This is a genomic window from Agromyces molybdatiresistens (assembly GCF_052748445.2).
In genome coordinates this window covers 3,529,574-3,551,436 of sequence record NZ_CM188258.1, presented here as the reverse complement: position 1 = coordinate 3,551,436, position 21,863 = coordinate 3,529,574, and the positions used below count along the sequence as shown (strand labels likewise).

General features: G+C 72.1%; 18 protein-coding genes. 15 read left to right on the top strand and 3 right to left on the bottom strand.

Annotated elements, in window-relative coordinates; translation table 11 throughout:
• Nucleotides 1-45: 45 nt before the first annotated feature.
• The 3 genes from ACULK2_RS16425 to ACULK2_RS16415 all read left to right on the top strand — a co-directional run bounded on the left by ACULK2_RS16425 (nt 46) and on the right by ACULK2_RS16415 (nt 3,708).
• A complete protein-coding gene (locus ACULK2_RS16425; RefSeq protein WP_445968066.1) occupies nt 46-1,191 on the top strand; it encodes a hypothetical protein in 1,146 nt (381 codons plus the stop codon).
• Between the two features lie 3 nt (nt 1,192-1,194).
• Nucleotides 1,195-3,123 (top strand): ABC transporter permease, encoded by a 1,929-nt coding sequence (locus ACULK2_RS16420; RefSeq protein ID WP_445968067.1) that lies wholly within the window; start codon nt 1,195-1,197, stop codon nt 3,121-3,123.
• A gap of 117 nt (nt 3,124-3,240) precedes the next feature.
• Nucleotides 3,241-3,708 (top strand): hypothetical protein, encoded by a 468-nt coding sequence (locus ACULK2_RS16415; RefSeq protein ID WP_445968068.1) that lies wholly within the window; start codon nt 3,241-3,243, stop codon nt 3,706-3,708.
• A 43-nt stretch (nt 3,709-3,751) separates the two neighbouring features.
• On the opposite strand, the gene cofD is transcribed toward ACULK2_RS16415, so the two are convergent.
• Nucleotides 3,752-4,828: a 2-phospho-L-lactate transferase gene (gene cofD, locus ACULK2_RS16410; protein ID WP_445968069.1), complete on the bottom strand. Its 1,077-nt coding sequence runs from the start codon at nt 4,826-4,828 to the stop codon at nt 3,752-3,754.
• Between the two features lie 45 nt (nt 4,829-4,873).
• Entirely contained in the window at nt 4,874-5,863 is a 990-nt protein-coding gene (locus ACULK2_RS16405; RefSeq protein ID WP_445968070.1) for a zinc-binding alcohol dehydrogenase family protein, read from the bottom strand.
• Between the two features lie 84 nt (nt 5,864-5,947).
• Between ACULK2_RS16405 and ACULK2_RS16400 the strand changes: the two genes are divergently transcribed.
• From ACULK2_RS16400 to ACULK2_RS16390, 3 genes are all read left to right on the top strand, one after another.
• Nucleotides 5,948-6,595, top strand: coding sequence for a phosphoribosyltransferase (locus ACULK2_RS16400; RefSeq protein ID WP_445968071.1), 648 nt, complete (start codon nt 5,948-5,950; stop codon nt 6,593-6,595).
• 10 nt (nt 6,596-6,605) lie between these two features.
• On the top strand, nt 6,606-7,475 hold the full coding sequence (locus ACULK2_RS16395; protein ID WP_445968072.1) for an LLM class flavin-dependent oxidoreductase: 870 nt from the start codon (nt 6,606-6,608) through the stop codon (nt 7,473-7,475).
• 99 nt (nt 7,476-7,574) lie between these two features.
• A complete protein-coding gene (locus ACULK2_RS16390) occupies nt 7,575-9,635 on the top strand; it encodes an elongation factor G (protein WP_445968073.1) in 2,061 nt (686 codons plus the stop codon).
• Between the two features lie 135 nt (nt 9,636-9,770).
• Here the strand turns inward: ACULK2_RS16390 and ACULK2_RS16385 are convergent, their stop codons facing one another.
• A complete protein-coding gene (locus ACULK2_RS16385; RefSeq protein WP_445968074.1) occupies nt 9,771-11,171 on the bottom strand; it encodes an aminotransferase class I/II-fold pyridoxal phosphate-dependent enzyme in 1,401 nt (466 codons plus the stop codon).
• Between the two features lie 271 nt (nt 11,172-11,442).
• Here ACULK2_RS16385 and ACULK2_RS16380 point away from each other — a divergent pair, with 271 nt between their 5' ends.
• The 9 genes from ACULK2_RS16380 (at nt 11,443) to ACULK2_RS16340 (ending at nt 21,862) form a co-directional block, all read left to right on the top strand.
• Complete coding sequence (locus ACULK2_RS16380) at nt 11,443-12,291, top strand: nitrilase-related carbon-nitrogen hydrolase (protein WP_445968075.1); 849 nt, start codon at nt 11,443-11,445, stop codon at nt 12,289-12,291.
• Nucleotides 12,292-12,314: 23 nt separating this feature from the next.
• Nucleotides 12,315-13,778 (top strand): dihydropyrimidinase, encoded by a 1,464-nt coding sequence (gene hydA, locus ACULK2_RS16375; protein WP_445968076.1) that lies wholly within the window; start codon nt 12,315-12,317, stop codon nt 13,776-13,778.
• A gap of 35 nt (nt 13,779-13,813) precedes the next feature.
• Nucleotides 13,814-14,830: a TIGR03842 family LLM class F420-dependent oxidoreductase gene (locus ACULK2_RS16370; protein WP_445968077.1), complete on the top strand. Its 1,017-nt coding sequence runs from the start codon at nt 13,814-13,816 to the stop codon at nt 14,828-14,830.
• Entirely contained in the window at nt 14,827-15,813 is a 987-nt protein-coding gene (locus tag ACULK2_RS16365; protein ID WP_445968078.1) for an ABC transporter permease, read from the top strand. The genes ACULK2_RS16370 and ACULK2_RS16365 overlap by 4 nt, the downstream gene beginning before the upstream one ends.
• A complete protein-coding gene (locus ACULK2_RS16360; RefSeq protein WP_445968079.1) occupies nt 15,810-16,706 on the top strand; it encodes an ABC transporter ATP-binding protein in 897 nt (298 codons plus the stop codon). Before ACULK2_RS16365 ends, ACULK2_RS16360 begins: the two co-directional genes overlap by 4 nt.
• Nucleotides 16,706-17,518, top strand: coding sequence for an ABC transporter permease (locus ACULK2_RS16355; RefSeq protein WP_445968080.1), 813 nt, complete (start codon nt 16,706-16,708; stop codon nt 17,516-17,518). The genes ACULK2_RS16360 and ACULK2_RS16355 overlap by 1 nt, the downstream gene beginning before the upstream one ends.
• Before the next feature lie 160 nt (nt 17,519-17,678).
• Nucleotides 17,679-18,830, top strand: coding sequence for an ABC transporter substrate-binding protein (locus ACULK2_RS16350; RefSeq protein WP_445968081.1), 1,152 nt, complete (start codon nt 17,679-17,681; stop codon nt 18,828-18,830).
• A gap of 87 nt (nt 18,831-18,917) precedes the next feature.
• The gene (locus ACULK2_RS16345) at nt 18,918-20,237 is read left to right on the top strand and encodes an aspartate aminotransferase family protein (protein ID WP_445968082.1); all 1,320 of its coding nucleotides are present in this window, start codon (nt 18,918-18,920) and stop codon (nt 20,235-20,237) included.
• An 89-nt stretch (nt 20,238-20,326) separates the two neighbouring features.
• The gene (locus ACULK2_RS16340) at nt 20,327-21,862 is read left to right on the top strand and encodes a CoA-acylating methylmalonate-semialdehyde dehydrogenase (RefSeq protein WP_445968083.1); all 1,536 of its coding nucleotides are present in this window, start codon (nt 20,327-20,329) and stop codon (nt 21,860-21,862) included.
• The last annotated feature ends 1 nt before the right edge of the window (nt 21,863 follow it).

The window sequence follows — 21,863 nt, the reverse complement described above, 5'->3', positions numbered from 1 at the left end:
GTCAGAGAGGACCTTCGGATCATGAACGCACGCACAGTACGAGGAGTGCCCATCGCCCTCGCGGCAGCAGGGATGCTGCTGCTCAGCTCATGCAGTTCCCCGCAGGCCGCGGTGCCGGCCGCGGTCGACCCCGAGGGCGGGGCCGCACCGGCCGCCGCCTGCGACGCCGTCGAAGTCGGCGCGATCACCCGCTGCGAGAACTTCTACGAGGACTTCTGGCCGGAGATCGACCGGCAGATGGACGCGCTCTACGAGACCGCCAGGGAGACCGACGGCGGGCGCCTCGTGATCTGGGACTGGTACGAACTCGCCCCCGAGGTGATCGCGCAGTTCAACGAGCGCTACCCGGACCTGACCATCGAGACCCGCGGCCTCACCTACAACCTCTCCTCGGCCGTCATCTCCGCCGAGGCGACCGGCGCACGCAACACCGACGTCCTGTCCGGCTCGCTCGTGTCGGCGGCCGCGATGACCGACGAGGGCTACTGGGCGGAGGTCGACTGGACGCAGTTCGGCGTCCCGGAGGAGTTCCTCACGATCGGTGCGCCCGAGATGCTGCCCGACAGCGTCAACGGTTCGTTGATGCAGTACAACCTCGACCAGGTCGAGGTGCCCGCGACGCTCGACGGACTCCTGGACCCGGCCTACCGGGGCAAGGTCTCGATCGCCAACTACAACCCGATCGTCTTCTCCGGCTACGGCATGGCCGAGGGCGAGGAGGCCATGGTCGACCTGATCGGCGAGCTCACGTCGTCCGGGAACCTGGTCGTGCTCGAGGACCAGAACTCGCCGCTGTCGAGCGGCGACGTCCCGGTCGCGCTGAACCAGACCCTGTTCAACCCGAACCCCAGCCTCGCGGTCGCGCCGTTCGAGCACTCGGGCGTCTTCGCGCAGTTCTCGGGCGTGAACTCCGACGCGGAGAACCCGTCGGGGGCCATGCTCTGGTCGCTCTGGAACGCGTTCGATCCCGAGTGGCTCGAGCTCCGGATGACCGACGAGCAGTTCTCGACCACGCAGGTCCCGTACGCGGGCCTTCCCACCTCGCTCTTCGAGCAGGCCACGGGCCTGATGAAGACGAACGCCGATGCGCTCCTGTCCGGCCTCGAGAACGGATCGGGCACCGAGACCGTCGAGACCCGCGACGAGTGGATCGCCATGATCACCGCCGCCGACGAAGCCCTGAACGGCTAGCCGATGTCGAAGGCAGGACGGACCACGAGGGCCGAGCGGGCTCGGCCGACGGGAATGAAGGTCGCGACGGTCATCGCCGGGACGGTGATCGTCCTCCTCCTCGCGATCCCGCTGGCGGTGCAGGTCATCACGGCCTTCCGTGGTCCGTTCCTGCCGTTCGGCGTCTCCTCCGCGAAATGGTCGGTCGACAACTTCAGGACGCTGTGGGAGCTCCGCGAGGACTTCTGGGCGGTGCTCGGGTCGACGGCGGCGTTCGTGGGCGGCTCGACGGTGCTCTCGCTCCTGATCGCGTTCGCACTCGCCTGGGTGACGGTGCGCACGGACGCGCCGTTCCGGCGCGTGATCTCCGTGCTCGTCATCGTGCCGTTCATCATCCCGCCGATCGTCAAGGCGCAGGCCTACCTGCTGATGCTCTCGCCCCAGTCGGGCGTGCTGAACCAGCTCCTCCACGCCGTGCCCGGCATGGAGGGCGTGACCATCGATCCGTACGCCTTCTCGACGATGATCGTGATCCAGTCCCTGACGAACGTGACCTTCCCGTACCTGATGATCGTGCCGATCCTCACCAACATGGACGGTTCGCTCGAGGAGTCGGCGCGCGTCTCCGGGGCGTCATGGGCCCGCACGCTCCGGCGCGTCACGCTGCCGATGCTCTGGCCGGGGCTGCTCGGCGTGACCGTCCTGACCTTCATCCTCGGGCTCGGCAGCCTCGAGATCCCGCTGCTCTTCGGGCAGCAGTCGGGCCAGTCGATCTTCGCCCTCAAGCTCTGGACGCTCATCAGCGCCGACGCCGGCGAGCTCCCGCAGTACGGGCTCGCGGCCGCGTGGGGCTGCGTCTTCCTGGTGATCACGACGATCGCGTTCCTGGTGTACCTCCGCGCGACGAGGGACGCCGAGCGGCGAGCCTCCGTCTCCGGCAAGGGGTTCCGGCCGACGACCATGAAGCTCGGCCTCTGGCGCATCCCCGCGCTGGCCGCGATCGCCGTCTTCGTCCTCCTCACGGCGATCCTGCCGCTGTTCGCGCTGCTCTGGTCGGCCATCACGCCGTACCCGATCGCGTTCTCCTTCCCGGCGCTCGTCGAGCAGACCCACTTCACGGCGTTCGGCGAGGTGCTGGGCGACGCGGAGTTCTGGGCCTCGCTCGGCCGCACCCTGGTCATCGCCGGCGGAAGCGCGACCATCGCCAGCGTGGCGGCGACCGTGCTCGCCTACGGCATCGCCCGCAGCCGGTCGACCGTCTGGACGCGGAGCATGGACCTGTTCGCGTCATCGTCCGTGGCCATCCCCACGGTCATCGCGGGATTCGCGATGTTCCTGACCTTCATGGTGATCAACCCGGTCATCCCGATCGCGGGGACCGTCATCGCCCTCATCATCGCCTATTCGTACCGGGTCTCGATCGCCTACCGTTCCGGCTACAGCGCGACGCTGCAGATCAGGCGTGAATTGGAGGAGGCGGCCCAGGTGAGCGGTGCCAGCCAGATCGAGGGCTTCCGACGGATCGTGGTGCCGCTCCTGATGCCGACCGTGTTCGCCGTGTGGATCCAGGTGTTCATCCTCGGCACCAACGAATTCACGCTGCCCGCGTTCCTGGCGACGCCGGAATCCCGGCCGCTGTCGGTCTACATGTACGCGATGATCAACCCGAGGTCGGCCCAGCTCTACGCGCCGGACCAGGGCGCGGCGATGGCGCTGATCTTCACCCTCCTCGTGTTCCTGATCGGCTACGGCCTGCAATGGGCGGTGTCGCTGCGCGCGATCGGTCGCGCACGACGGCGTCGCCCGGGCGAGGGCGTGGAGACCGGCGTCGGCGTGGGGCTGCTTCCGAGCGACGCGGCAGGGGTCGTGCCGGCCCCCGTCGCCGACGCGCCCGACGCGTCCGACGCGCCCGAGGCGCCCGGCGGGCCGGAGCGGGTGATCGCCCGGGCGTAATCCCCTCGTAAGCGGACGGTAAGCGCACCGTCAGCGCCGCCCCATGGCCGCGCCGACGGCATCCGCCTTGACTGCTGGAGGGCCGTCGGACGGCGGTCCGAACGGAAGGGGAACCTCATGCACACCACCCGCATCCGCCCGATCCTCGGCGTGCTCGCCGCAGGCGCGCTCGCCGTCGGAGGCGCGCTCGCCGGCGCCGCCCCCGCGAACGCCGCGGGCGTCACCGGAGCCGCGTTCTACGTGGACGGCGCGGCATACCGCACGGTCGGCACGCCGACCGACCTCTCCGGCACGGGAGCCCCCGACGGGTCGTTCCAGCCGATCTACGCGTTCCCGGAGGGGACGCAGATGAACGTGTCGACCGCGGCACCCGGCGACCCGGGCTACCGCGGCGGTCGCTGGATGGTCTACGAGCTGCTCCTGCCGAACGGGTACGCGGCCGCGGTCGCGTCGGGCGACCTCGACGGCGACGACGTCCTCGACTCGGACGAGGAGCTGTGGGCCGCCGAGGCCGCGGGCGACCTCGCCGTGGGCGGCGTGCTCCGGAGCTTCGTCTGCCCCGTGATCCCGCTGCCTCGAGGCTGAGGTCGCGTCGTCCGCGGCGCGTGGCCGCGTCGGGCCGATGGGGTCAGACGCCGTCGCGCGCCGCGAGCGCGAGGTCGATCGCGGCGCCCGCGAGGGCGGCGGACGTGTCGAGGTCGCGCATCCAGAGCGGGGCGGATGCCGCGGCGAACCCGTCGGCGATGAGACCCGGCACCGCTGCGGCATCCGTCTCGTCGAGGAGCCAGCCGTCGAGCAGGCCGGTCGCCGACGGGTCGACGTCGGCCGCGCGGCGCGCCCCGTAGTGGCGCGCGACGGCCGCGGCATCCGTCTCGACGCCGATGGCCGACAGGCACGCGTCGGCCATGCCGCGGACGACCCGGCCGCCGATGATCGGCGAGACGCCGACGACGGGCGCGGATGTCGCGGCGAGCGCCTCCCGCAGGCCCGGGATCGACAGGATCGTGCCGATCGAGACGACCGGGTTCGACGGCGCGAGGAGCACGACGTCGGCGTCGACGATCGCCGCCTCGACGCCCGGCGCGGCCAGGGCGACCGCGAGATCGCGCTGCTCGAAGCCCAGGGCGGGGATCGCAGCGCGGTGCCGGGTCCACCACTCCTGGAAGTGCAGCTCGTCGCGGCCCTCGGCGTCGGGGTGCGCCGGGTCGATGCGCACGTGCGTGTCGACCTCGGTGTCGGTCGCCGGGATCAGGCGCACGCCGAGGCGCCAGCGCCGCTGCAGGCGCTCGGCGACCTCGGACGGGGTGAGCCCGTCGCGCAGCCACGAGGTGCGGGCGAGGTGCGTGCCGAGGTCGAGGTCGCCGAGCGTGAACCACGGCCAGCCGACGCCCCACTCGCGGAGCTCCGCGGCGACGCGCTCGGTCTCGCCGGCCCGGCCCCAGCCGCGTTCGGCGTCGTTGACGCCCGCGAGCGCGTAGAGCAGCGAGTCGAAGTCGGGCATGAGGCGGACGCCGGAGAGCCACAGGTCGTCGCCGGTGTTCACGACCACCGTGATCTCGGCGGAGCTCGCCGCGGTGCCGTCGGCCGCGGGTTCGGCGCCGGCTGGACCGTCGGCTCCTGCCGGCCACCGTCGCGCGGCCTCCTCGCGCACGCCGCGCACGAATCGCGCGCCTCCGACTCCGCCCGCGAGCACCGTGATCTTCACCGTCCCACGGTACCCGCGTCCCGCCGGCGCCGGGGGCGGGCCCGGTCAGGCCTCGCGGACGAGCACGAGGCTGCCCGACGCGCGGCCGGACCGCAGGTCGTCCGCCGCGGCATCCGCCCGGTCGAAGGCGTACGGCGTCGCCGTGGGCGCGATGCCGAGGCGCAGCGCCAGCCGGAGGAACTCGTCGCCGTCGGCGCGGGTGTTCGCGGTGACCGTCCGCAGGTCGCGCTCGAGGAAGAGGTGGTCGGCGTAGCTCATCGCGGGGACCTCGGTCATGTGGATGCCGGCGAGCACGACCGTGCCGCCTCGGATCGTCGCCTCGAGGGCGATCGGGACGAGGCCGCCGGCGGGGGCGAACACGATCGCGGCGTCGAGCGGCTCGGGCGGGGCCTCCCGCTCGTCGCCGACGAACTCGAGCCCGAGCTCGTGCGCGAGCCGCCGGTTCGCCTCGCCGCGGGTCATCGCGACGACGCTCGCGCCGGCCGCCATCGCGAGCCGCGCCGTGAGGTGGGCGCTCGACCCGAACCCGTAGAGCCCGAGCCGCCCGCCGGGCGGCAGGTTCGCCCGGCGGAGCGCCCGGTAGCCGATGATCCCCGCGCAGAGCAGCGGCGCGACGGCGATCGGGTCGGCGCCCGCGGGCAGCTCGTACGCGAACGCCTCCGGCACCGTCGCGAAGCGCGCGTAGCCGCCGTCGGCGTCCCACCCGGTGAAGCGCGCGTCGGGGCAGAGGTTCTCACGGCCCGACCGGCACCACCGGCAGGCGCCGCAGGTCGAGCGCAGCCACGCGATGCCGACGAGGTCGCCGACGCCCGCGCGTCGCACGTCGGACCCGGTCGCGACGACGCGGCCGACGACCTGGTGGCCCGGGACGACCGGGCTCCGATGCGGCCCGAGCTCCCCGTCGATCACGTGCAGGTCGGTGCGGCAGACTCCGCAGGCCGCGACCTCGACGACGAGCTCGTCGGCGCCGGGCTCGGGCTCGGGGAGCGTGGTCGCGCTGAGGCGCCCGTCGCCGCGCGTGGTCCAGGCATCCATCCGGCCAGCATGACACCGGACGCACCGGTGACGCGGGGACCAACGGCCTCGCGCCGACTCGGCGAGCGCGCGCATGCTGGTGGCATGTTCCGTGACCGCGCCGACGCGGCGGCCGAGCTCCTCGGCCGGCTGGACGGCTACCGCGACGAGGACGTCGTCGTCCTCGGGCTGCCGCGCGGCGGCGTGCCGGTCGCGGCGGTCGTCGCCGAGGGGCTCGGTGCGCCGCTCGACGTCATCGTCGTCCGCAAGCTCGGCATCCCCGGCCAGTCCGAGGTCGCGATGGGCGCCATCGGCGAGGGCGGCGTCCGGGTGGTCGACGACGAGCTCGTGCGTCGTGCGCGCGTGTCCGATCGGCGCTTCGCGGAGGTCGAGCGGCAGGAGCAGCAGACGCTCGAGCGGAGGGTCGCGCAGCTGCGCGGCGCGCACGCGCCCGAACCGCTCGAGGGTCGCATCGCGCTCATCGTCGACGACGGCCTCGCGACGGGCGCGACCGCCGAGGCCGCGTGCGAGGTGGCCCGCTCCCGCGGCGCGAGCCGCGTCATCCTGGCCGTGCCGGTGGCGCCGAAGGATGCCGCGCGGCGGGTGCCGTCGGCCGACGACGTCGTCGCGGTCGAGGTGCCCGACTGGTTCATGGCGGTCGGGCAGGCGTACGCCGACTTCCGGCAGACGACGGACGAGGAGGTCGTCGCGCTGCTCGAGGCGGCGCACGACCGGATGGGCGGACCGGCGTAGCGTGGCCTCCATGCCCGACTACGGCCGCCCCATCGAGTTCGGAACCTTCATCACGCCGTCGGCGCTCGACCCGGAACGCACCGTCGCACTCGCACTCGCGAGCGAACGGGCCGGGCTCGAGTTCGTCACGTTCCAGGACCACCCGTACCAGCCCAGGTTCCTCGACACGTGGACGCTCATGAGCTGGGTGGGGGCGCGCACGAGCCGCATCCGCATCTCGGCGAACGTGCACAACCTGCTGCTGCGTCCGCCGGCCGTGCTGGCGCGCGCCGCGGCATCCCTCGACCTGCTCACGGGCGGGCGCGTCGTGCTCGGCCTCGGCGCGGGCGGGTTCGCGCCCGCCGCGGTCGCGATGGGTGCGCCGAACCGCACCCCTGCCGAGCAGGTGGGTGCGCTCGGCGAGGCGATCGAGGTGATCCGCGAACTGCACGACACGGATGCCCCGGGCGGCGTGTTCCTCCACCAGGAGCATTACCCGATCCGCGGCGCCAAGCGCGGGCCCGCGCCCGTGCAGCGGCCGATGCCGATCTGGCTGGGCGTGCTGAAGCCCAGGGGGCTCCGGCTCGTCGGCTCCGCCGCCGACGGCTGGCTGCCGTCGCTCGGGCGGCTCGAGCACGGGCCCGACTCGCTCGACGCGGGCCACGCGATCATCGACGAGGCCGCGCGGGCCGCGGGGCGCGAGCCCCGCGGCATCCGTCGCCTGCTCAACGTGGGGCCGCGCGACGCGCACCCGGACCTGCTCGCCGACCTCGCGACGCGGCACGGCGTCGACACGTTCCTCGTCGTCGGGGACGACGAGGCGCTGATCGACGAGCTCGATGCCCGGATCGTCCCCGAGACGCGCGCGCTCGTCGCGGAACGGCGCGCCGCGAGCGGCTGAGTCCGGCATCCCGGCAGGATCGGGACCTCCGCCCTCTGGACCTCGCGGCCTCGGCGCGCGACGATGGACGCACGGAACCGCATCGGCGCGGGAGGCCCCATGAACTCGGCATCGCCCCAGACCCACCGGACCGTCGCCCTCGTGGGCGCGTCGGGCTCGGGCAAGACCACCCTCGCGGAGGCGCTCCTGCATCGCGCCGGCGCGATCCCGCGAGCGGGATCCGTCGAGCAGGGGAACACCGTCTGCGACCACGAGCCCGAGGAGATCGCCCGTCACACGAGCCTCGGGCTCTCGCTCGCCCACCTCGACTGGACGGGCCCCGACGGCACGCCGTACGCGGTGACGCTCGCCGATACCCCGGGTCATCCGGACTTCGTGGGCGCGGTCGACGCCGCCCTCGCGGTGGCGGATGTCGCGCTCGTCGCCGTGAGCGCGGTCGACGGCGTCGTCGCGGGCACGCGGGCGGCATGGGATGCCGCCGAGGCGGCGGGCGTCCCGCGGGTCGTCGTCGTCACCCAGGAGGACAAGGCCAGGGCCGACTTCCGGGGCGCGCTCGCGCAGCTCCGCGCCGAGTTCGGCGACCACCTGTGGGCGCTCGAGCTGCCGATCGGGGAGGAGGCGGCGTTCCGGGCGATCGCGGACGTGCTGAGCGAGGAGGCCCACGTCTACGACGTCGACGGCACGCACCACGACGAGCCGCTGCCGCCGGAGGCCGAGGCCGAGGAGCACGCGATGCACGTCGAGGTGACCGAGGACATCGTCTCGCACGACGACGCGCAGCTCGAGGCGTACCTCGACGGCGACGAGCCGTCGGCCGCCGAGCTCGAGCGGACCTTCGCGCGCGAGGTCGCCGCCGGGGAGGCGGTGCCGGTGCTCGTGTGCTCGGGGGTGACCGGAACGGGCGTCGACCGCGTCGCGGACCTGGTCTGCGAACTCACGCCCGCCGCGACCGAACGCGACGGGCGCATCCTCGTCGGGGAGGGGTCGGGCGGATCGGAGCTGAAGGTCGCGCCGAACGAGGCGGGCGACACGCTCGTCCACGTCTTCCGCACGGTCGCCGACCCGTTCGTCGGCCAGGTGTCGATGCTCAAGGTGCTCTCCGGCACGCTCCGCACCGGAGACAAGCTGCGGAACGCGACGACCGGTGCCGACGAGCGGATCCACGGCCTGTTCCGGCTGCGCGGTGCCGAGCACGTGACCGCGGGAACGCTGGCGGCGGGCGAGGTCGGCGCGGTCGCGAAGCTCACCGGCTCGCCGTCGAGCTCGCTCCTGTGGTCGCGCCCCACGGGCACCGCCCGGCCGGCGCCGACGCCGCCGCGTCCGCCGGTGTACGCGGTCGCGCTCGAGCCGGCATCCCAGTCGGACGACGAGAAGCTCCCCGTCGCGCTCGCGCGGCTCACGGCGGAGGACCCGACGCTCGTGGTCGACCGGGCGGGGGAGCACACCGTGCTGCGGGGGCTCGGCGACACCCACGTCGCGGTCGCGGTCGAGCGCCTCGCGCGCATCTTCGGCGTCAAGGTCGCCACGAGCTCCGCGCCGGTCGCCTACCGCGAGACGATCGCGGGCTCGGCCTCGGTGGAGGGCAAGCTCAAGAAGCAGTCGGGCGGGCACGGCCAGTTCGCGGTCGTCCAGCTCACGGTGTCGCCGCTGCCACCCGGGGACGGGTTCGAGTTCGTCGACTCGGTCACCGGCGGCGCGGTGCCGCGCCAGTACATCACCGCGGTCGAGAAGGGCGCGCGGGACGCGCTGGCGTCGGGCGGGCCGCAGGGGCACCCCGTCGTCGACGTGCGCGTCGAGCTCACCGATGGCAAGACGCACTCGGTCGACTCATCGGACATGGCGTTCCGCACGGCCGCCTCGATCGGGGTGAAGGCGGCGCTCGCCGAGGCGGGGACGGTGCTCCTCGAGCCCGTGTCGAGCGTGACCGTCACGGTGCCGAGCGAGCTGCAGGGTGCGGTGCTCACCGACCTGTCGGGTCGTCGAGGGCGGGTCAGCGCGACCGAGGCGGCGCGCGACGGCCGGGCGCGGGTCGTCGCGCACGTGCCCGAGGCCGAGCTCACGCGGTACGTGCTCGACCTGCGCTCGATCACGGCCGGGCAGGCGGAGCTCACGATCACGCCGGACCACTACGCGAAGGCGCCGAGCACGGCGCGCGCCTGAGGCGCGTCGCCCGCGGCTCGTCACGTCCGAGTGCGATTTCTGCGGTGGAGTGCGCTTCGATCCGCACTCCACCGCAGAAATCGCACTCGAGTGGCGGTGATGGGCGGCGGCGGTGGCGGGCGCCCGGGGCAGGGATCAGTAGCCGCCGGCGGCGAGGTGGTGCCCTGCGACGGCGAGGGCGGACGCCACCGCGACGGCGTCGCCGCGCACGGCCCCCACGGTCACGCGCACGAACTCGCCGGGTTGTGCGCGCTCGGCCGCCCCCGGCACCGGCGACCCGTTCGCCGCCGCGAGGAACGGCGTGCCGCCCGCGACGCGGATCCCCGCCGCCGCGAGCTGCACGAGCGTCGACCGCTCCGACACGACGGGCATCCAGAGGTTGATCCCGTCGGCGTGCATGACCGGCACGCCCCGCGCGCGGAGCGCGTCGCCGAGCGCGCGCTGGCGCGTGTAGTACGCGCGGCGCGCCTCGGCGACGGCGTCGATGGCCGCGCCATCCGTCAGCAGGTCGAGCAGGAGCGACTGGAGCATGCGCGACGTCCAGCCGGGCCCGAGCATGCGTCGTGCCATGATCCGGCCCACGAGGTCGCGCGGCCCGCCGACGGCGGCGATGCGCAGGTCGGGGCCGTGCGACTTCGAGAAGCTGCGCACGTGCACGACGCGGTCGGGCAGGTGGGTGCCGAGCGTGACGTCGCCCTCGGTCGAGATGAGGCCCGAGTGGTCGTCCTCGACGACGACCAGGTCGAGCCCGTGCTCGTCGACGGCCGAGCGGATGGCGCCCGCCAGCGCCGCGGCACGCGACGGCGTCATCGACGCTCCCGTCGGGTTCTGGGCCCGCGGCTGCAGCAGGATGGCGCTGGGACGGCGCCGGAGCGCCGCGGCGAGTCCGTCCGGCGACATGCCGTGCTCGTCGATCGCGACGGGCACCGCCTCGGCGCCGAGCAGGTCGAGGAGGTCGAGGAACGGCGGGAAGCCGGGGTGCTCGACGACCACGCGATCGCCGAACCGGACGACCTGCTCGAGCGTCCGCGAGATGGCGTCGAGCGCGCCGTCGACGACGACGATGGCCTCGGTCTCGCTCGGCCACGAGTCGCGCAGCACCGCGGCGAGCGCAGGCAGCACGGGCTCCGCCTGGTAGCTGCCGACGTCGGCGCGCGCCGACACCCGCGAGAGCGCGGGTCCGAGCGGCGGCAGCAGCATCGGGTCGGGCGTGCCTCGTGACAGGTCGAGCCGGACCGGGTCGTCGGGCGCCGCCATCCCGCGCATTCGGACGGCGGGGCCGGCCGCGGCATCCCGCCGCACGAAGCTGCCCGCTCGACCGCGCGACTCGATGAGGCCGGCGCGTGCGAGCGCCTGCCAGGCCTGGCTGATCGTCGCCGGGCTGACGCCGAGCGTCGCGGCGAGTTCGCGCACGGTGGGCAGGCGAACGCCCGCCTCGAGGTCCCCGCTGTTCACGAGCCGCGCGAGGTCCGCGGCGATGCCGCGCGGGGTCGTGTCGGCGAAGGCCGCGAGCGCTGTCAGCTCCGAGACATCCACTCGAATACCTGATCGCACCATTGCCTCCTCACGAAGCAAGGGACAGGATGTTTAACCACCACGTCACAGAGCGAAACAAAAGGGAAATGTTCAAGCCGAAGAATAACAGAACGGGTCGGAGGCCCGATCTGGCAAGCCCCGCCGGTCCCCAGCCGGCGTCGATTCTCGGCACCACTGCTCGGCGTCCCCGCGCGCACGGCAGGCACTAGCGCACCACGCGCCCGCGCCCGCCGGGCGGACGGCAACGACGCCGACCGACTCAGGAGGCACCATGACGATCGTTCGAGCGGCCATCACCCAGACCAAGTGGACGGGTGACAAGGAGTCGATGCTCGACAAGCACGAGCAGTTCGCGCGCGATGCCAAGGAGCAGGGCGCCCAGGTGATCTGCTTCCAGGAACTGTTCTACGGTCCGTACTTCGGCATCACCGAGGACGTGAAGTACTACGACTTCGCCGAACCGGCCGACGGCCCGATCGTGCAGCGCTTCGCCGCGCTCGCCAAGGAGCTCGGCATGGTCATGGTCCTCCCGATCTACGAGGAGGAGCAGCCCGGCGTCTACTACAACACCGCGGTCGTCGTCGACGCCGACGGCACGATCCTCGGCTCGTACCGCAAGCACCACATCCCGAACCTCGACAAGTTCTGGGAGAAGTTCTACTTCCGCCCCGGCAACCTCGGCTACCCGGTCTTCCAGACCGCCGTCGGCCCGATCGGCGTGTACATCTGCTACGACCGGCACTTCCCCGAAGGATGGCGCGAGCTCGGCCTCAACGGCGCCCAGATCGTGTTCAATCCCAACGCGACCAAGCCCGGCCTCTCCAACCGCCTCTGGGAGATCGAGCAGCCGGCCGCGGCCGCCGCGAACGGCTACTTCATCGGCGCCGCCAACCGCGTGGGGCTGGAGGACAACGAGTACGGCGAGCTCGCCGTGGACTTCTACGGCAAGAGCCAGTTCGTCGACCCGCAGGGCAACATCGTCGGCGACTACGGCTCGGAGGAGCACGAGGAGGTCGTCGTCCGCGACCTCGACATGGACATGATCCGCAACGTGCGCAACGCCTGGCAGTTCTACCGCGACCGCCGGCCCGACTCGTACACGTCCATCCCGAAGCCGTAACCGACGACGCCAAGGAGCGAAGCATGGCCACCACCCTCATCTCCGGCGGCACCGTGGTGAGCGCCACCGGCCGCGCCGCGGCCGACGTGCTCGTCGACGGCGAGAAGATCGTCGCCGTCCTGCAGCCCGGCAGCGAACTGCTGGGCACGGATGTCGCGGCATCCGTCGACCGCGTCATCGACGCCACCGGGAAGTACGTGATCCCGGGCGGTATCGACGCCCACACCCACATGCAGCTGCCGTTCGGCGGCACCGAGGCATCCGACACCTTCGAGTCGGGCACCATCGCCGCCGCGCACGGCGGCACGACCTCGATCATCGACTTCGCGGTGCAGACGTACGGCCAGCGCCTCGAAGACGGATTGGCGGCCTGGCACGAGAAGGCCGGCGGCAACTGCGCCATCGACTACGGCTTCCACCAGATCGTCGGCGACGTCAACGAGGCGTCCCTCGAGGCCATGCGGAAGCTGCCCGACGAGGGCGTCACGAGCTTCAAGATGTTCATGGCCTACCCGGGCGTCTTCTACTCGGATGACGCGCAGATCCTGAAGGCCATGCAGGTGTCGCGCGACACGGGCATGCTCACGATGATGCACGCCGAGAACGGCCCCGCGATCGACGTGCTCGCCCAGCAGTTGATCGACCAGGGGAAGACGGACCCGTACTACCACGGCATCGCCCGCGCGTGGGAGATGGAGGAGGAGGCCACCCACCGCGCGATCATGCTCGCGAAGCTCACCGGCGCGCCGCTCTACGTCGTGCACGTGTCGGCGAAGCAGGCGGTCGAGCAGCTCGCGTGGGCGCGCGACAAGGGACAGAACGTCTACGGCGAGACGTGCCCGCAGTACCTCTACCTCTCGCTCGAGGACCAGCTCGGCGCGAAGAGCGACGAGTGGGGTGCGTTCGAGGGCGCGAAGTGGGTGTGCTCGACGCCGCTCCGCTCGCGCGCCGAGGGCCACCAGGACTCGATGTGGCAGGCGCTCCGCACCAACGACCTGCAGATGGTCTCGACCGACCACTGCCCGTTCTGCATGAAGGACCAGAAGGAGCTCGGCCTCGGCGACTTCCGGAAGATCCCGAACGGCATCGGCTCGATCGAGCACCGCATGGACCTCATGTACCAGGGCGTCGTGACCGGCGAGATCACGCTCGAGCGCTGGGTCGAGCTCACGTCGACCACGCCCGCGCGCATGTTCGGGCTCTACGGGCAGAAGGGCGTGATCCAGCCCGGCGCCGACGCCGACATCGTCGTCTACGACCCGAACGGGCACACCTCGATCGGCCTCGATCTGGATCCATCCGGGAACCCTACGGGCCGGGCCCACCACATGAACATGGACTACTCCGCGTGGGAGGGCTACGAGATCGACGGCAAGGTCGACACGGTCATGAGCCGGGGCAGGGTCGTCGTCGAGGACGACGCCTACGTCGGCGCCAAGGGCGACGGGCGCTACCTCAAGCGCGGCCTGAGCCAGTACCTCATCTGACCATCCCGACCCGACAGAACAGAAGGGAGCAGCGGATGGAATTCGGAGCGGTCCTCCAGACCAACCCCCCGGCATCGCGGACCATCCAGCTCGCGAAGCTCGCCGAGGTGCACGGCTTCAGCCACGTGTGGACGTTCGACTCGCACATCCTCTGGCAGGAGCCCTACGTCATCTACAGCCAGATCCTCGCGCAGACCCAGCGCATCAAGGTCGGCCCGTTCGTGACGAACCCCGCGACGCGCGACTGGACGGTCACGGCCTCCGTCTTCGCGACGCTCAACGAGATGTTCGGCAACCGCACCGTGTGCGGCATCGGCCGCGGCGACTCGGCGGTGCGGGTCACGAACGGCAAGCCGACGACGATGACCGAGCTGCGCGAGTCGATCCACGTGATCCGCGAGCTCGGCAACTCGCGGTCCGTCGACTACCACGGCTCGAACATCCGCTTCCCGTGGAGCAGGGGATCCGAGCTCGAGGTGTGGGTCGCCGCGTACGGGCCCATGGCGCTGCGCGTGGCCGGCGAGGTGGGCGACGGGTTCATCCTGCAGCTCGCCGACCTCGACATCGCCGAGTGGATGATCACGACCGTGCGGGATGCCGCGGAGAAGGTCGGGCGCGACCCGATGTCGGTGAAGTTCTGCGTGGCCGCGCCCATGTACATCGGCGAGGACTGGTCGCACATGCGCGACCAGTGCCGCTGGTTCGGCGGCATGGTCGGCAACCACGTCGCCGACATCGTCGCGAAGTACGGCATGCACGGCACCGTGCCCGACGCGCTCACCGACTACATCCGCGGGCGCCAGGACTACGACTACAACGAGCACGGCCGCGCGGGCAACACGCACACCGAGTTCGTGCCCGACGAGATCGTCGAGCGGTTCTGCGTGCTCGGGTCCGCGGAGCAGCACATCCAGAAGCTGAAGGCGCTCGCCGAGCTCGGCGTCGACCAGTTCGCCGGCTACCTCCAGCACGACAACAAGGAGGAGACGCTGCGGGTCTACGGCGAGACCGTGATCCCCGCGCTCTCCGAGCACGTCGCGGCGAAGTCATGACCGACCTGCGCGAGCGCGAGATCGAGCCGGCGGCGGATGCCGTGCCCGGCGGTGTGCCCGGCGGCATCCGCCGGGCCGGTCGCGCCGGTCGTCCCGGCCGCTCGCGCCACGCGGGCCGCACCGCTGCCGCCTGGGCCTGGGGCCTCGCCGGCATCGTCGTCATCGCGCTGATCTGGGAGGCGTACAAGGCGCTCGCGCCCGCCGACGGCGTGGTGGTCGGCGAGACGCGGATCCTCCCGCGCAGCACCGACCTCGCGATGCCGCACGTGTGGGACATGTTCGCGCGCCTCGGCGAGCCGGTCACGAGCGCGCCGACGGCGCAGCCGCTCTGGGCCGTCGTGCTCCTCGCCGCGCTCACCACGCTCGGCATCGCCGCGGCCGGATGGCTCGTGGGCGTCGTGGTCGGCATCGGACTCGCCCTGGTCATGCAGCGATGGCGGATCGCGGAGTGGGGCCTGCTGCCGTGGATCGTGCTCAGCCAGACCGTGCCGCTCATCGCGTTCGCGCCGGTCGTGAAGAGCTGGGGTTCGCGCGTCGAGATCGGCTCGTTCGAGTGGCAGGACTGGATGTCGGTCGCGCTCATCGCGAGCTACCTCGCCTTCTTCCCCATCGCGATCGGCGCGCTCAAGGGGCTGCAGTCGCCCGACCGCATCCACACCGAGCTCATGCAGACCTACGCGGCCGGCTACTGGCAGACGCTCGCCAAGCTGCGGTTCCCGGCCGCGGTGCCGTACCTGCTCCCGGCCCTCCGCCTCGGCGCGGCGAACGCCGTGATCGGCGCGGTCGTCGCCGAGGTGTCGACGGGCCTGCAGGGCGGCATCGGCCGCATCCTCATCCAGTTCGCCGGACAGGCCTCGGGCGATCCGGCGAAGGCCTGGGGCCCGATCTTCGGCGCGATCCTGCTCGGCCTCGTCGCCGCGGGCTCGGTCGCCGTCCTCGGCGTCATCCTGAAGAACTACCGACGAACGGAGGAGTCCGCATGACGGATGCCACCCCCGCCAACCCGTCCTCGGTCCCGGCGGCACCGGCTCCCGCGGCCCAGGCCCCGGCGGCGACCGGCCCCGCGGCCGTCGAGGTGCGCGGCGTCGACAAGGTCTTCGACACCCGCACCGGCCAGGTGCAGGCGCTCGAGGGCATCGACCTCGAGATCGCGCCCGGCGAGTTCGTGTCGCTGATCGGCCCGAGCGGGTGCGGCAAGTCCACCCTCATGCGCCTCATCGCCGACCTCGACGACCCGACCGGCGGCACGCTCACCGTGTTCGGCAAGTCCGCCCGCCAGGCCCGGCTCGACCAGGACTACGGCATCGCGTTCCAGCAGGCCGGCCTATTGCCGTGGCGCACGGTCGCCGCGAACGTCGCGCTGCCGCTCGAGCTGCACGGAGCGGCATCCGCCGACCGGCGCGACCGCGTCGCGCGCCTGCTCGACATGGTCGGCCTCTCGGACTTCGCCGACCGCTACCCCGACCAGCTCTCCGGCGGCATGCAGCAGCGCGTCGCGATCGCGCGGGCGCTCGCCGAGCAGCCCCGGCTGCTGCTCATGGACGAGCCGTTCGGCGCGCTCGACGAGATGACGCGCGAGAAGATGCAGACCGAGCTCGTGCGCATCTCGGCCGAGACCGGCGCGGCCGTCGTCTTCGTCACGCATTCGATCCCCGAGGCCGTGTTCCTCTCCGACCGGGTCGTCGTCATGTCGCCGCGGCCCGGCCGCATCCAGGAGGTCGTGCCCATGCGCCTCGGCGCCGAGGCGGCACGCGCCGCCCGCACCGAGGAACTCCGCGAGGAGCGCTCGTTCTTCGACATGGTCACCGCCGTCCGCGAGGCGCTGCACGGCGGCTCGCCCGTGGCATCCGGTCCGCGCGGAGTGGAGACCCGCTGATGAGCGCCGCGACCGTCGGACGCCCGGGCCGCATGAGCCCGCGCACCGAGGCGACGCTGCGCGTCGTGGCGCCGATCGCGGTCGGGCTCCTCGTGCTCGGCGCATGGCAGTTCCTCGTCACCGTCGTCGGAGTCTCCGACTACCTGCTGCCGAGCCCGGCGTCGATCGTCGAGGAGTTCGTCGCGTTCTTCCCGTCCACCGTGTCCGCGACGCTCATCACGGGGACCAACGCGCTCATCGGCCTCGTCGTCGGCACGCTGCTCGGCATCGCGCTCGCCGCGGTCGCCGCCCGCTGGAAGGTCGCGGACCGCATGAGCGCGCCGGTCGTCGCCGCGCTCGCCGTCGTCCCGATCGTCGCCCTGGCCCCGGTGCTCAACTCGATGTTCGGCGCCGACAGCCAGTTCGGCCGCCAGGCGATCGCCGCGCTCGCGTCGTTCGTGCCCGTGTTCATCAACACGCTGCGGGGCTTCCGGCAGACCACGCCCGTGCACCGGGACCTCATGAAGGCGTACGCGGCGAGTCCGCAGCAGGTGCTGCGGACGCTCACCCTCCCGACGGCCGTGCCCTTCGTGCTCACCGGCATCCGCATCGCCTCGTCGCTCGCCGTGATCTCGGCCCTCGTCGCCGAGTACTTCGGCGGCCCGCGTGGCGGGCTCGGGTCGCTCATCTCGACGTCGGCCGCCTCGAGCGCGTATGCGCGGGCGTGGGCCTACGTGCTCGCGTCGATCGTGCTCGGCCTCGTCTTCTACCTCGCGACCCTGGCACTCGAGCGGCTCGTGCTGCGCCGCGGCCCCGGCGGAGGTGCGCGATGAGGCGCGCCCGGCCGGCCACGCGGCATCCCATCGCCCGGAACGCCGCCACTGCGGCCCGGCACCGACGTCCCCGCAGGGCAGGGGATGGCACCACCGCACCACCCGGCACCACCGCACCACCCGGCACCACCGCACGCACCGAGAACACGGAAGGACTGACATGAAGCACAGCACACGCCGCGGATTCGCGGCCGGAGCATTCGCCGTCACGGCGGCACTGCTCCTCGCGGCCTGCTCGGCAGGCGGCGACTCCGGCGACGGCGCCGACGCGGGGTCGGACGGCGACCTCACGCCCGTCAAGCTCCAGCTCCAGTGGCTCCCGCAGGGCCAGTTCGCCGGCTACTTCGCGGCCGTCGAGAACGGCTACTTCGAGGAGGAGGGACTGGAGGTCGAGATCATCCCGTCGGGCGGCGACATCGTCCCGCAGGACGCGCTCGCCAACGGCGACGTCGACTACGCCATCGCGTGGGTTCCCAAGGTGCTCGGCTCGATCGAGCAGGGCGCCAACCTCACCAACATCGCGCAGATCTTCCAGCGTTCGGGCACCCTGCAGGTGTCGTGGGCAGACTCCGACATCTCGTCGGTGGCCGACTTCGAGGGCAAGAAGATCGGCTCGTGGGGCTTCGGCAACGAGTGGGAGATCTTCGCGGCCATGGCCGCCGAGGGCCTCGACTCGTCGACGGTCGAGATCATCACGCAGGACTTCAACATGAACGCGTTCCTGCAGGGCGACATCGATGCGGCGCAGGCCATGACCTACAACGAGTACGCGCAGCTGCTCGAGACGGTCGACCCCGACACGGGTGAGCTGTACACCGAGGACGACTTCAACGTCATCAGCTACCAGGACACCGTCGGCGCGATGCTGCAGGACGCGATCTGGGCCGACACGGAGCGCCTCGAGAGCGACGAGGAGTACCAGGAGACGACGGTCGCGTTCCTCAAGGCCGTCATCAAGGGCTGGGCGTTCGCCCGCGACAACCCCGAGGAGGCGTCGGAGATCACGATCGCGGCCGGTTCCGGCTGGGGCCCGAGCCACGAGCTGTGGATGGTCAACGAGACCAACAAGCTCATCTGGCCGGCACCGGACGGCATCGGCATGATCGACGAGGCGGCCTGGGACCAGACCGTCGAGGGCGCGCTGTCGGCCGTGAACGAGTCGGGCGCCAGCCCGATCACCGAGGAGCCGCCGGCCTCCGCGTGGACGAACGAGTACATCGAGCAGGCCATCGAGGAGCTCGGCGACGAGGTCGACACGACCGGCGAGTCCTTCGAGCCCATCGAGGTCACCCTCACCGAGGGCGGACAGTAACGACGACGGATGCTGCGGGGCCGGCGCGTCCCGGCCGGCCCCGCAGCATCCGCCCCACGACGACGAACGCAGGAAGGCAGCGACGCCATGACCGAGAACCTGACCGCCGACCTCGACGCACTCGCGCGCGAGCTCGACGCCGCCCACGTCTTCCACTCCTGGTCGGCGCAGGGCAGTCCGCCGCAGCTCGTCGTCGCGAGCGGCCGCGGCACGCGCGTCTGGGACCATTCGGGCCGGGAGTACCTCGACTTCTCCAGCCAGCTGGTGAACGTCAACATCGGGCACCAGCACCCGGCGGTGGTCTCCGCGATCCGCGAGCAGGCCGAGCTCCTCGCGACCATCGGCCCGCCCACGGTGAACCTCGCGCGCGGCGAGGCCGCGAAGCGGATCACCGAGCGTGCTCCGGATGGCATGAGCAAGGTCTTCTTCACCAACGGCGGCGCCGACGCCAACGAGAACGCGATCCGGATGGCGCGGCTGCACACCGGCCGCGACAAGGTGCTGTCGACCTACCGGTCCTACCACGGCAACACCGGGGCGGCCATCGTGTCGACCGGCGACTGGCGGCGCATCCCGAACGAGTACGCGCGCGGGCACGTGCACTTCTTCGGTCCGTTCCTCTACCGCTCCGAGTTCTGGGCGTCGACGCCGGAGGAGGAGTCGGAGCGCGCCCTGCAGCACCTGCGTCGCGTGATCGAGGCCGAGGGTCCGGCGTCCATCGCGGCCGTGCTGCTCGAGACCGTTCCGGGCACTGCGGGCGTGCTCGTGCCGCCGCCCGGCTACCTCGCCGGCGTCCGCGCGCTGTGCGACCGGCACGGCATCCTGCTGATCCTCGACGAGGTGATGTGCGGCTTCGGCCGGACCGGACGATGGTTCGCGTTCGACGGGTACGACGTGCGGCCCGACCTCATCAGCTTCGCCAAGGGCGTGAACTCCGGCTACGTGCCCGTTGGCGGTGTCGTCATCTCCGACGAGATCGCCGCCGACTTCGACGAGCAGGTCTTCCCCGGCGGGCTCACGTACTCGGGGCATCCGCTCGCGATGGCCTCGATCGTCGGCGCGCTCGACGCCATGGAGTCCGAGGGCATCGTCGACCACGCGCGCCGCGTCGGCGCCGAGTCGATCGCGCCGGCGCTCACCGAGCTCGCCGGGAAGCACGCCGTCATCGGCGAGGTGCGCGGCGAGGGCGTCTTCTGGGCGCTCGACCTCGTCGCCGACCCCGAGACGCGCGAGCCGCTGCCGGCCGCCGAGGTCGGCCGCATCAAGGGGGCGCTCATCGAGCGCGGACTCCTCCCGTTCGTCGCCGAGAACCGCATCCACGTCGTGCCGCCCTGCGTCGTCACCGCCGCCGAGGTCGAGGAGGCCGCGGCGATCTACGACGAGGTGCTCGGCACCGTCGCCGTGTGAGACGGATGCCGCGGCATCCGTCCGGGGCGCCGCGGCAGCCACCACCCCACGAACACGACCCGGACACTCGATTCGGAAGGAACGAGACCATGACCGACACCCAGACCGCCCCCAGCGCCGAGGGCACCGCGACCGCCGAGGTCGTCGAGCACTGGATCGACGGGGCGCCCGCATCGGGCGACTCGGAGCGCACCGGGCCCGTCTACAACCCCGCGCACGGCGTCGAGCAGCGCCGCGTGCGCTTCGCGACGACCGACGACGTGGATGCCGCGGTGCAGGCCGCGGCTCGCGCGTTCCCCGCCTGGCGCGACGCATCGATCGCCAAGCGCCAGCAGGTGATGTTCCGCTTCCGCGAGCTGCTCGCGTCGCGGACCGAGGAGCTCGCAGCCATCCTCACGAGCGAGCACGGCAAGGTCACCGCCGATGCGCTCGGCGAGATCGCCCGCGGCCTCGAGGTCGTCGAGCTCGCGTGCGCGATGCCCGCATACACGAAGGGCGAGTACTCCGAGAACGTCTCGACCGGCATCGACGTCTACTCGCTGCGGCAGCCGCTCGGCGTCGTGGGCATCATCAGCCCGTTCAACTTCCCGGCGATGGTGCCGCTGTGGTTCTTCCCGCTCGCGATCGCGACGGGCAACACGGTCGTGCTGAAGCCGTCGGAGAAGGACCCGTCGGCCTCGGTGTGGCTCGCGCGCCTCTTCCAGGAGGCAGGCCTGCCCGACGGCGTGTTCAACGTCGTGCACGGCGACAAGGTCGCGGTCGACGCGCTGCTCGAGCACCCCGCGGTCCGCTCGATCTCGTTCGTCGGCTCGACCCCGATCGCGAGGTACATCTACGCGACGGCGACCGCGAACGGCAAGCGCGTGCAGGCGCTCGGCGGCGCGAAGAACCACATGCTCGTGCTGCCCGACGCCGACCTCGACCTCGCGGCCGACGCCGCCGTGAACGCGGGCTTCGGCTCGGCGGGCGAGCGCTGCATGGCGATCTCCGCGGTGATCGCGGTCGACTCGATCGCCGACGAGCTCGTGTCGAAGATCAGCGAGCGGATGTCTCGGCTCGTCACCGGCGACGGCACCCGCGGCTGCGACATGGGTCCGCTCATCACGCGCGAGCACCGGGACAAGGTCGCCGGGTACCTCGACGTGGCCGGCGAGGACGGGGCATCCGTCGTCGTGGACGGCCGCGACCCCGATGTGGACGGCGAACCCGACGGGTTCTGGATGGGACCGACGCTCATCGACAAGGTGCCGACGTCGTCGGCCGTCTACCGGGACGAGATCTTCGGCCCGGTGCTCTCGGTCGTGCGCGTCGACGGCTACGAGGACGGGCTCGAGCTCATCAACTCGTCGCGCTACGGCAACGGCACGGCGATCTTCACGAACGACGGCGGTGCCGCCCGGCGCTTCCAGCGCGAGGTGACGGTCGGCATGGTCGGCATCAACGTGCCGATCCCCGTGCCCGTGGCCTACCACTCGTTCGGCGGCTGGAAGGACTCGCTGTTCGGCGACGCGAAGGCCTACGGCCCGCGCGGCTTCGACTTCTTCACGCAGGAGAAGGCGATCACGTCGCGCTGGCTCGACCCGAGCCACGGCGGGCTGAACCTCGGCTTCCCGCAGCACGACTGAG